At 69.0% G+C, this 11,594-nt stretch carries 9 protein-coding genes and 1 riboswitch; of the genes, 4 read left to right on the top strand and 5 right to left on the bottom strand.

The genetic code is table 11. The annotated features are described in order from the left end of the window. Positions 1-1,100 (bottom strand): bifunctional o-acetylhomoserine/o-acetylserine sulfhydrylase (locus A5714_RS11455; protein WP_068285287.1); only part of this gene is annotated, 1,100 nt, incomplete at its 3' end. Positions 1,101-1,137: 37 nt separating this feature from the next. After that, positions 1,138-1,255, bottom strand: a riboswitch (SAM riboswitch). 136 nt (positions 1,256-1,391) lie between these two features. Here A5714_RS11455 and A5714_RS11450 point away from each other — a divergent pair. Together A5714_RS11450 and A5714_RS11445 are read left to right on the top strand one after the other, a co-directional pair. Next, positions 1,392-3,623, top strand: a complete 2,232-nt coding sequence (locus A5714_RS11450; RefSeq protein WP_068285282.1) for an NADP-dependent isocitrate dehydrogenase — start codon at positions 1,392-1,394, stop codon at positions 3,621-3,623. 26 nt (positions 3,624-3,649) lie between these two features. Then, entirely contained in the window at positions 3,650-4,891 is a 1,242-nt protein-coding gene (locus tag A5714_RS11445; RefSeq protein WP_068285280.1) for an NADP-dependent isocitrate dehydrogenase, read from the top strand. Here the strand turns inward: A5714_RS11445 and A5714_RS11440 are convergent. Continuing rightward, entirely contained in the window at positions 4,884-5,681 is a 798-nt protein-coding gene (locus A5714_RS11440; protein WP_068285291.1) for an alpha/beta fold hydrolase, read from the bottom strand. The genes A5714_RS11445 and A5714_RS11440 overlap by 8 nt on opposite strands. 167 nt (positions 5,682-5,848) lie before the next feature. Between A5714_RS11440 and trpS the strand changes: the two genes are divergently transcribed. Together trpS and yhjD are read left to right on the top strand one after the other, a co-directional pair. Further along, positions 5,849-6,874 carry a tryptophan--tRNA ligase gene (gene trpS, locus A5714_RS11435; protein ID WP_068285278.1) on the top strand — a complete coding sequence of 342 codons (1,026 nt, stop codon included), beginning with the start codon at positions 5,849-5,851 and terminating at the stop codon, positions 6,872-6,874. Between the two features lie 34 nt (positions 6,875-6,908). Then, positions 6,909-7,937, top strand: coding sequence for an inner membrane protein YhjD (yhjD, locus tag A5714_RS11430; RefSeq protein WP_068285276.1), 1,029 nt, complete (start codon positions 6,909-6,911; stop codon positions 7,935-7,937). Here the strand turns inward: yhjD and nagA are convergent. The 3 genes from nagA to A5714_RS11415 form a co-directional block, all read right to left on the bottom strand. Further along, positions 7,934-9,055, bottom strand: a complete 1,122-nt coding sequence (nagA, locus tag A5714_RS11425) for an N-acetylglucosamine-6-phosphate deacetylase (protein WP_068285275.1) — start codon at positions 9,053-9,055, stop codon at positions 7,934-7,936. The two genes, yhjD and nagA, sit on opposite strands and share 4 nt — an antisense overlap. Further along, entirely contained in the window at positions 9,052-10,422 is a 1,371-nt protein-coding gene (locus A5714_RS11420) for a sugar porter family MFS transporter (protein WP_068285274.1), read from the bottom strand. The genes nagA and A5714_RS11420 overlap by 4 nt, the downstream gene beginning before the upstream one ends. After that, positions 10,419-11,594: D-alanyl-D-alanine carboxypeptidase family protein (locus A5714_RS11415; RefSeq protein WP_197513648.1), on the bottom strand; the 1,176-nt coding region annotated here is incomplete at its 5' end. The genes A5714_RS11420 and A5714_RS11415, both read right to left, overlap by 4 nt.

Genomic DNA, 11,594 nt, shown 5'->3' with positions numbered 1-11,594 from the left:
CCGGCGTCGATGCCCCCGGCCAGCTCGAACGCCAGCACCGCCCCGGTACCCTTCGGCGCCAGCTTCTTGGCCCGCTCGTGCCAGGGCGAGCTGGGCAGCCCGGCGTAGTTCACCGACAGCACGCCGTCGTGGCCTTCCAGAAACTCGGCGACCCGCTGCGCGTTCGCCACGTGCCGCTCCACCCGCAGGCTCAGCGTCTCCAAGCCCTGCGCCACCAGGAACGCGTTGAACGGGGAGGCGGCCGACCCGAGGTCGCGCAGCAACTGCACCCGCGCCTTGAGCGCGTAGGCCGGCGGCCCGAGCTCGGCGAACACCACGCCGTGGTAGCTGGGGTCGGGAGTGGTGAAACCGGGGAACCGACCCTGCGTCCAGTCGAAGGTGCCGCCGTCGACGATGACGCCCGCGATCGCGGCACCGTGGCCGCCCAGGTACTTGGTGGCCGAGTGCACCACGACGTCGGCGCCGTGGGCGAAGGGCTGGATCAGGTACGGGGTGGCGATCGTGTTGTCGACGATCAGGGGCACGCCGTGGGAGTGCGCGACGCCGGCCACGCCGGGGATGTCGAGGATGTCGATCTGCGGGTTGGAGATGGTCTCGGCGAAGAAGGCCTTGGTGTTCGGACGGACCTCGGCCTGCCACGACTCGAGGTCGTCGGGGTCGTTCACGAAGCTGACCTCGATGCCGAGCTTGGCCAGCGAGTAGTGGAACAAGTTGTAGGTGCCGCCGTACAGCCGGGGGCTGGAGACGATGTGATCTCCAGCACTCGCGACGTTCAATATGGCGAACGTCTCAGCCGCCTGCCCGGACGAGAGGAACAGCGCGGCCACGCCGCCTTCGAGCGCGGCGATGCGCTGCTCGACGACGTCGGTGGTCGGATTGCCGATTCGGGTGTAGATGTTGCCCGGCACCTCCAGCCCGAACAGGGCGGCGGCGTGGGTGGTGTCGTCGAAGGTGTACGACGTCGTCTGGTAGATCGGCAGCGCCCGGGCGTTGGTGGCCGGGTCGGGTCGCTGGCCGGCGTGCACCTGTTTGGTCTCGAAGGACCAGTTCACCGCCGGATCGGTGGGGTGTTCGTTGTTGCCGTCGGCGTTATCGCTCATGCGAAGTTTCCCCTTCAGTCAGGGGTCCGTTCTGACGGACCCGCGCTTGCCGCGCAGCCTGTGGCTACTAGACCTGGTCTTTCACCCGGGGCACCCCACCGCGGTTGGAGGGTTGCCGGCCAGCAAGCCGGGGCTTGATGCTGGCGCTCATGACCAATACGAAGGCTATCTTACTGTGCCGACTCGGTGCTAACCGCGGCGGTGCGCGTGCAGGTCGACACCTGTCCAAACACCCTTGCTAACGTGGCGGTGAGAACGCCGAGCCCCATCATTGACGCCGGAAGAGGGACCGTGAGCGCCGAACAGCCGACCGTCATCTACACACTGACCGACGAAGCGCCGCTCCTGGCGACCTACGCGTTCCTGCCGGTCGTGCGGGCCTTCGCCGAGCCCGCGGGCATCACGATCAAGACCAGCGACATCTCCGTCGCCGCGCGCATCCTCGCCGAATTCCCCGAGGACCTCACCGAGGAGCAGCGGGTGCCGGACAACCTCGGTGAGCTCGGGCGGCTGACCCAGGACGCTGACACCAACATCATCAAGCTGCCCAACATCAGCGCCTCGGTGCCCCAGCTGACCGCCGCGATCAAGGAACTGCAGGGCAAGGGATTCAAGATCCCGGACTTCCCGCACAACCCGAAGACCGACGAGGAAAAGGAAATCCGGAACCGCTACGCCAAGTGCCTGGGTAGCGCGGTGAATCCTGTTCTGCGGCAAGGTAATTCGGACCGGCGCGCGCCCAAGGCGGTCAAAGAGTACGCGCGCAAGCACCCACACAGCATGGGGGAGTGGTCGCAGGCGTCGCGCACGCACGTCGCGACCATGAAGCACGGCGACTTTTATCACGGCGAGAAGTCGATGACGCTGGACCGGGCGCGCAACGTGAAGATGGTCCTGGAGACCAAGAGCGGTAACACCTTGGTGCTCAAGGAAAAGGTCGCGCTGCAAGACGGCGACGTGATCGACAGCATGTTCATGAGCAAGAAGGCCCTGATCGACTTCTACGAAGAACAGATCGAGGACGCCTACGAGACCGGCGTGATGTTCTCGCTGCACGTCAAGGCCACGATGATGAAGGTGTCGCATCCCATCGTCTTCGGGCACGCGGTCAAGGTCTTCTATAAGGACGCGTTCGCCAAGCACCAGGCGCTGTTCGACGAGCTCGGCGTCAACGTCAACAACGGCCTGGTCGACCTCTACAACAAGATCGAATCGCTGCCCGCGTCGCAGCACGACGAGATCATCCGTGACCTACACGCCTGCCACGAGCACAGGCCGGAGCTGGCGATGGTCGATTCGGCCAAGGGCATCACCAACTTTCACTCGCCCAGCGACGTAATCGTGGACGCCTCCATGCCGGCGATGATCCGCGCGGGCGGCAAGATGTACGGCGCCGACGGCCGCCAGAAGGACACCAAGGCCGTCAACCCCGAGTCCACCTTCTCCCGGATCTACCAGGAGATCATCAACTTCTGCAAGACCCACGGCGCGTTCGACCCGACGACCATGGGCACCGTGCCGAACGTCGGGCTGATGGCGCAACAGGCCGAGGAATACGGTTCGCACGACAAGACTTTCGAGATCCCCGAGGACGGCGTCGCCAACATCGTTGACCTCGACAGCGGGGAAGTGCTGCTGACGCAGAACGTGGAGGAGGGCGACATCTGGCGCATGCCGGTCGTCACCGACGCGGCGATCCGCGACTGGGTCAAGCTGGCCGTCACGCGGGCCCGCAATTCGGGCATGACCGTGGTGTTCTGGCTGGACACCGAGCGCCCGCACGAGGCGGAGCTGCGCAAGAAGGTCAAGGCGTACCTCAAGGAGCACGACACCGAGGGCCTGGAGATCCAGATCATGCCCCAGGTGTGGGCGATGCGGTACACGATCGAGCGGGTGGTCCGCGGGCAGGACACCATCGCCGCGACCGGAAACATCCTGCGCGACTACCTCACCGACCTATTCCCGATCCTCGAGCTGGGCACCAGCGCCAAGATGCTGTCCATCGTGCCGTTGATGGCCGGCGGCGGCATGTACGAAACCGGCGCGGGCGGGTCGGCGCCCAAGCACGTGCACCAACTGGTCGAAGAGAACCACCTGCGCTGGGACTCCCTCGGTGAATACCTGGCCCTGGGGGCGTGTTTCGAAGACATCGGCATCAAGACCCACAACGAGCGCGCGAAGATCCTGGGCAAGACGCTGGACTCCGCCATCGGAAAGCTGTTGGAGAACAACAAGGGTCCGTCGCGCAAGACCGGCGAGCTGGACAACCGCGGCAGCCAGTTCTACCTGGCCCTGTACTGGGCGCAGGAGCTCGCCGCGCAGAGCGACGACGAGAAGCTGCGCGAGCGCTTCGCCGCGCTCGCCGACACGCTGGGCAAGAACGAGGACACCATTGTCGCCGAGCTGGCGGAGGCCCAGGGTGAGGCCGTCGACATCGGCGGTTACTACTACCCGGACGCCGAAAAGACGACCGCGGTGATGCGCCCGAGCAAGACGTTCAACGAGGCCCTGTCGAAAGACTAAGACCGGCATAGGAAGTCGGGCCCGTCATGGCGAACCGCGACGCGAGGCACCCCAAGATCAAGGTCGAGGGTGTGGTGGTGGAGCTCGATGGCGACGAGATGACGCGCGTCATCTGGAAGATGATCAAGGACAAGCTGATCCTGCCCTACCTCGACGTCGACCTGGACTACTACGACCTGGGCATCGAGCACCGCGACCGCACCGACGACCAGGTGACGATCGACGCCGCCTACGCCATCAAGAAGCACGGGGTGGGCATCAAGTGCGCCACCATCACACCGGACGAGGCCCGTGTCGCCGAGTTCAACCTGAAGAGGATGTGGCTCTCGCCCAACGGCACCATCCGAAACATCCTCGGCGGCACCATCTTTCGCGAGCCGATCGTCATCTCCAATGTGCCGCGGCTGGTGCCGGGGTGGACCAAGCCGATCGTCATCGGGCGCCATGCCTTCGGCGATCAGTACCGGTCGACCAACTTCAAGGTGGACCAGCCCGGCAGCGTCGCGATCACCTTCACCCCGGCCGACGGCAGCGAGCCGATCGTGCACGAGATGGTGTCCATCCCCGAGCACGGCGGCGTGGTGATGGGCATGTACAACTTCAAAGACTCCATCCGCGACTTCGCGCGCGCGTCGTTCTCCTACGGCCTCAACGCCAAGTGGCCGGTGTACCTCTCGACGAAGAACACCATCCTCAAGGCCTACGACGGCATGTTCAAAGACGAGTTCCAGCGCATCTACGACGAGGAATTCAAGGAGCGCTTCGAAGCCGAGGGCCTGACCTACGAGCACCGCCTGATCGACGACATGGTGGCCGCGTGCCTCAAGTGGGAGGGCGGCTACGTGTGGGCCTGCAAGAACTACGACGGCGACGTGCAGTCCGACACCGTCGCGCAGGGCTACGGCTCGCTGGGGCTGATGACCTCGGTGCTGATGACGGCCGACGGGCAGACCGTCGAGGCCGAGGCCGCCCACGGCACCGTCACCCGGCACTACCGGCAATACCAAGCCGGCAAGCCGACCTCGACGAACCCGATCGCCTCGATCTTCGCGTGGACCCGTGGGCTGGCCCACCGGGGCAAGCTCGACGGCACGCCCGCGGTGACCGAATTCGCCCAGACGCTGGAGCGGGTGGTGGTCGGCACCGTGGAAAGCGGGAAGATGACCAAGGACTTGGCGATCCTCATCGGACCCGACCAGCCGTGGCAGCAGAGCGAGGAGTTCCTCGACTCCATCGCCGAAAACCTCGAGAAGCGGCTGGTCAGCTAGCCGGCGGCCGGTGGCGGTCGGCGGGCCGCGTGCAGTCGTCGATGAAGTCGGTCAGCACGGCCGCGACGCGCTCGGGCGCCTCGAACATCGGCACGTGGCCCACGCCTTCGAGCTCGGTGACGCGCGTCCCCGGGGGCAGGAACTTGGTGAAGTGCCGGTTGAACCTGCTGGCCGGCACCACCCGGTCCTTCTCGCACAGCACCAGCTGGACGGGCACCGCGGTGTCGGCCAGCTGCAGCAGGCCGGGGTCGGACAGCGACTTGGCGAGCAGCTGGAAGTACGCCGGGCAGTGCACCGCGTCGTCGATGACGACCGAGAGTTGCTGGGTGCTGATGCCGTCCGGCGTCGCGGTCAGGGGCAGGGTGGCCATCCGCCGGCTCAACGGCAGCCGCAGCACCCGGTCACCGAACAGCCGGGCCAGCGCCAGCACCGGCATGCCGGCGACGAACTTGCCGATCACCTCGAACTTCACCGGGCTCCACCGCGTCCAGCCGCCGGCGGCGCCGATGCCGGTGACGCTGCGGGCGCGCCCGCGCCGCTCCAGCTCGAACGCCACCCAGCCGCCCAGCGAATTGCCCACCAGGTGGGCGGTCTCCCAGCCGAGCTGGTCGAGTTGGCGCTCGACGTGATCGGCCAGCACGGACGAGCTGAGCAGCCAGGTGCCCGCGTACGGCCCGCCGTTGTGCCCGGCCATGGTGGGGGCGAACACCTCGAAGCGGCCCGTGTCGGCCAGCCGCGGCGCGACGGGCTCCCACACGGTCTGCGACATCAGGAAGCCGTGCAGCATCAGGATCGGTTCGGCGGAGCCATCCCTGGGACCGAGGTGGATCGGCGCACGAGTCGTCATACCCGCGACATTAAAGCCGGTACCGGCGGTACCGCAAGCAGGCCCCGGCTCGGGTGGACGGCCGGGCGCGGACTCCGCCCGCGAAGCGCCCGTGAAAAGATCGGTGCATCATGAGCACCGCTTCCGGATCCGGCCGGCTATTCTCCGGCGTCCAGCCCACATCGGACTCCCTGCACCTGGGCAACGCGTTGGGCGCCGTCGCGCAGTGGGTGGCGCTGCAGGACGACCACGACGCGTTCTTCTGCGTGGTCGACCTGCACGCGATCACCATTGCCCAGGACCCCGACGCGCTGCGCCGCCGCACCCTGATCACCGCCGCCCAATACCTGGCGCTGGGCATCGACCCGGCCCGCAGCACCGTCTTCGTGCAGAGCCACGTGCCGGCGCACACCCAGCTGGCCTGGGTGCTGGGCTGCTTCACCGGCTTCGGGCAGGCGTCGCGGATGACCCAGTTCAAGGACAAGTCGCAGCGCCAGGGCGCCGACTCCACCACCGTCGGGTTGTTCACCTACCCGGTGCTGCAGGCGGCCGACGTGCTCGCCTACGACACCGACCTGGTGCCGGTCGGGGAGGACCAGCGTCAGCACCTGGAGCTGGCCCGCGACATCGCACAGCGGTTCAACGCCCGGTTCCCGGACACCTTTGTGGTGCCCGACATGATGATCCCCAAGGCCACCGCCAAGATCTACGACCTGGCCGATCCGACATCGAAGATGAGCAAGTCCGCGGCCACCGACGCCGGGCTGATCAACCTTCTTGACCCGCCGGCCGTGTCGGCGAAGAAGATCCGCTCGGCGGTGACCGACAGCGAGCGCGAGATCCGTTTCGACGTCGAGGCCAAGCCGGGCGTGTCGAACCTGTTGACCATCCAGTCCGCGGTGACGGGCGTGAGCGTCGACAAACTCGTCGAGGGCTACGCCGGTCGCGGCTACGGTGACCTGAAGAAGGAGACCGCCGAGGCCGTCGTCGAGTACGTGAGCCCCATCAAGGCCCGGGTCGACGAGTTCATGGGCGACACGGCGGAGTTGGAGGCGGTGCTCGCGGCGGGCGCGCAGCGGGCCGACGAAGTGGCGGGGGAAACCGTGCGGCGGGTCTACGATCGGTTAGGTTTCCTTCCGCAACGGGGGATTCGGTAACGGGGACTGCACTCGCTTCTCATTGGAGCCGCGCATGAGTGAGCCGGCCAAGCCGGGCATCCTTGACCGGCTGCGGGTCCGGTACGGGTGGTTCGACCACGGCGTGCGCGCCTATCAGCGTTTCGACGCACGCAACGGCGGCTTCTTCGCGGCCGGCCTGACGTACTACACGATTTTCGCGCTATTCCCGTTGCTCATGGTGGGTTTCGCGGCGTTCGGCTTCGTGCTGGCCCGGCGACCGCAGCTGCTCAACACCATCGACGACCACATCCGCTCCCAGGTCTCGGGCGCGCTCGGCCAGCAGCTGCTCGATCTGATGAACTCGGCGATCGACGCGCGCACGTCGGTCGGCGTCATCGGCCTGGCGACCGCGGTGTGGGCCGGGCTGGGCTGGATCTCGCACCTGCGGCAGGCGCTCACCGAGATGTGGTGGAACCAGCGCGTCGATTCGCCGGGATTCGTGCGCAACAAGTTCTCCGACCTGCTGGCGATGCTGGGCACGTTCGCCGTCACCCTGGCCACCGTCGGGCTGACCACCCTGGGCCACGAGGCGCCCATGGCCGCCGCGCTCAAATGGCTCGGCATCCCACAATTCGTGGTGTTCGACTGGCTGTTTCGGCTGTTCTCGATCGTCATCTCGACGCTGGTGTCCTGGCTGTTGTTCACCTGGATGATCGCCCGGCTACCCCGCGACAGGGTCGACGCGGCCGACTCGGCCCGGGCCGGCCTGATGGCGGCGGTCGGCTTCGAAGCCTTCAAGCAGGTCGCGTCGGTCTACCTCAAGGTGGTGTTGCGCAGCCCGGCCGGCGCCACCTTCGGGCCGGTGCTCGGCCTGATGGTGTTCGCCTACATCACGGCCTATCTCGTACTGTTCTGCACCGCGTGGGCCGCGACCACCTCCGAGGATCCCCGCGATCGGCCCGTCGACCCGCCGCCCCCCGCGATCATCGCGCCCCGCGTGCAGCTGGACGAGGGCCTGTCCACCCGGCAGACCGTCACCGCGATGGGCCTGGGAGCCGTTGCGGCGCTGGCGTTTTCGCGTCTCACGCGCTGGCTGCGTTAGCCGCCCACCGCCCAGTCGCCCCGGCGCAGCACCGCGACGACCGACCAATCGTGGTCCAGCACAACAAGGTTCGCGTCGTAGCCGGGCCGTAGAGCGCCGACCCGCCGCAGGCCCAGGGCGCGCGCCGGGGTGGTCGCGGTCACCTGCACCGCGGCGGCCGGCCCGGCGCTCGCGGCCACGGCGGCGAACAGCCGGTCCATGGTCGCGGTGCTGCCCGCGATCGTCGACGTGCCGCGCACCCGCGCCACCCCGGCGACGACGTCGACGTCCACGGCGCCCAGCCGGAACGTGCCGTCGGGGCGCCCCGCCGCGGCGGTCGCGTCGGTGACCAGGGCGACGCGGTCCGGGCCGGCCGCGTCGATCACCGCGGTCACCACCTCGGGATGCAGGTGCACGCCGTCGGCGATCAGCTCGACGGTCACCCGCGGGTCGCGCAGCAGGGCCAGCGCCGGGCCCGGGTCGCGGTGGTGCAGCCCCGGCATCGCGTTGAACAGGTGCGTCGCGACGGTGGCGCCCAGCGACACCGCGCGGCGGGTCTGCTCGTAGGTGGCGTCCGTATGCCCCACGGCCACAACCACTCCCGCGTCGAGGAAACGCCGGATCGCCCGGTCGGCGCCGGGCAGCTCGGGTGCCAAGGTGACCATTTTGATGGCCCCGGCGCCGGCGCGAACCTCCGCGTCGACCTCGTCGGGGTCCGGGTCGCGCATCAGCGCGGGGTCGTGCGCGCCGCAGCGCGCCCGGCTCAGCCAGGGGCCTTCCAGGTGGATGCCGGCGACGGTGCGCCGCGCGGTGGCGTCGGCCAGCGCCCGCACCCGCGCGATCAGGTCGACGGGTGCAGCGGTGACCAGGCTGGCCAGCGTCGTGGTGGTGCCGCGGGTCAGGTGGAAGGCGGCGGCGCGACCGGCGGCCGGGCCGTCGGTGTAGGAGGCGCCGCCGCCACCGTGGACGTGCATGTCGACGAACCCCGGCACCACGGTGCCGCCGGGGAACGTGCGGTCGGCCGGGTGCGGCGGCGTGCCGCCGCCCGCGGCCAGGATCTGCGGGCCGGCGATCTGCACCCAGCCGGGGCGGTGGATTCGGCCGTCCAGGACGACGGCGTCCGCCCCGATCACGCTCACCCGGTCGCCCCGGGGTGTTCGGGCCACCGCCCGCCGTTCTCCCAGAACAGCCTGATCTCCTCGAGCTGGCGGCCCTTGGTCTCCGGCGCGTAGCGGTACACGAACGCGAAGGCCGCCACCGCGAACACGGTCAACAACGCGTAGGTGCCGGCGCCGCCGAGTGAGTGCAGCAGGGTGAGGAAGACGGCGGCGACGATGGCGTTGGCCACCAGGTTGGCGGTCAACATGGTGCTCGAGCCAAGGGACCGCAACCGCGACGGGAAGCTTTCGCTGGCGTACACCCAGCCCAGCGAACCGAAGCCCATGGTGTAACCGAAGATGAACAGCAGAATGCCGGCGAGCCCGGCGAGCGCGCCGCCGAAGTTCGCGCCGAACACCGCCGTCAGCGCCACGTCGGCGGCGATCATCATGGCGGTGCCGCACAACAGGATCGGCCGCCGGCCCACCCGGTCGACCAGCAACAGCGCCACGCCGACGGCCGCCAGGCCGGCGACCTGAAGCAGCGCCGGGAGCCCCAGCAGCGCGAGATTGCCGCTGAAGCCCATGGCCGCGAAGATGCGGGGGCTGTAGTAGATGATCGCGTTGATGCCGGTGATCTGGATCAGGAAGCCCAGGACGATCACGAAGGCGGTGGCTCGCGCGTACGGGGGGCGCAGCATCTCGGACACGCCGCCCCGGCGCGCGGGGGATTCCTCGGTGAGCGCACGCCCGATCTCGAGCAGTTCGTGGTCGGCGTCGGCGTCGGGTTCCACCAGCGCGAGCGCGCGCCGGGCGTCGTCCATCCGGCCCTTGAGCACATACCAGCGCGCGGTGTCGGGCAGCCGAAACACCCACGGCAACAGCGCGAGCGCGGGCACGCAGGCCAGGCCCAGCATCCACCGCCAGCTGTGGCTGCCGGCCAGCGCGTAGCCGGTCAGGTAGCCGACGATGAGCCCGCTGACGATGGCGAGCTGGTAGGCCGTCAGCAGCGACCCGCGGATCGCGGTCGGCGCGGATTCCGCGACATAAACGGGAACCACCACCACGGTCACCCCGATGGTGAGGCCGAGCAGCAACCGGGCCCCCAGCAGCATCGGCAGCGACACCGACACCGCGGCCAGCAGCGCGAACACCGCGTAGGCGGTCAAGATCAGCACCAGGGAGCGCTTGCGGCCGATCAGGTTCGCCAGCACGCCAGCGCCGAGCGCGCCCGCGATCTGCCCGATCACCACGATGGTGGTCAGCAGCTCCTGCTGCCGCGTCGACAGCCCGAACTGTTCGGTGACGAACAGCTGGGCGCCGGCGATGATCGACAGGTCATAGCCGTAGATCACGCCGACGCACGCGGCGGTCAACCCGACCAGCAGGCCCCGCGAACGGCCGGTCAACGATGCTGCGGCCGGCGGTTCATCGAGCGTGCGGCCATGATCAAGCTAAACACGACGAGGGTGCCGATGACGCCGACGCCCACCCGCACCGGCATCGCCTCGGCCGACGGCAGCATCGCCGCGGCCTGTGGGGCGGCCCCGGACCGCTCGCCCGCGTCCCGCTTGGCGGGCAGCAGCGACGGGTCGGGGTCCAGCAGCGCGCCCACTTGGGTGCCCTGCGGCGTGGCGAAGCCGTAGTCCAGCAGGTGCGCGGCCTGCTCCCACGGCGCGATCGGCTGCCGGGTGCCGTGCAGCAGCACCGCCATCAACCGGCGCCCGTTGCGGTTGGCCGCCCCGACGAAGGTCTGCCCCGCGTCGTCGGTGTATCCGGTCTTGCCGCCCAGCGCGCCGGGATACTTGTAGAGCAGCTGGTTGTCGTTCTCCAGCTCGTAGCCGGGGTGGTCGCCGTGGCCGGGGAAGTCGAAGGTGCGGGTGGCGACGATGTCCGCGAAGGTCGGGTTCTGCCACGCGTAGCGGTAGAACAGCCCGATGTCATAGGCCGAGGTGCTCATCCCCGGCGCGTCCAGCCCCGACGGCGAGGCCACCCGGGTGTCGTGACCGCCGAGCTTGGCGGCGAGCACGTTGATCTTCTCCAGCGCCTGCTGCATGCCGCCGAGCTGCATCGCCAGCGCGTGCGCCGCGTCGTTGCCCGAGTGCATCAGCAGCCCGTGCAGCAGCTGGTTGACGGTGAACATGCCGCCCTCGTCGACGCCCACCTTGGTGCCCTCGGCGGCCGCGTCGTCGGACGTCCCGGGCACCGACTTGTTCAGGTTGAGGGCGTTCATGGACGCCATGGCGACCAGCACCTTGATGATGCTGGCCGGACGGTGCCGGCCGTGCGGGTCCTTGGCCGCGACCACCGCGCCGCTGTCGAGGTCGGCGACCAGCCAGGCGTCGGCGGAGACGTCGCCGGGCAGCGGCGGCGTGTCCGGCGCGGCGACGATGCCGCAACTGCCCAGCGCGTCGCCGCCGACCGGCTTGGCCGGCACGGCCAGCGGGATGGGCGCGTCACCGGCCGTCGGCGCCTCGGAGGAGTCCACCGCCGGCGGGGTGTTGATCTTGTACGGGCAGTCCGTCTGTGCGGCGTTGGGACCCGCGGCGGGTTCGGCCCGGGAGATCGCCGCGCCGACCGC

Source organism: Mycobacterium sp. E2462 (genome assembly GCF_001672685.1).
Classification (GTDB): Bacteria; Actinomycetota; Actinomycetes; order Mycobacteriales; family Mycobacteriaceae; genus Mycobacterium.
This window is presented reverse-complemented; position numbering and strand designations above follow the sequence as displayed.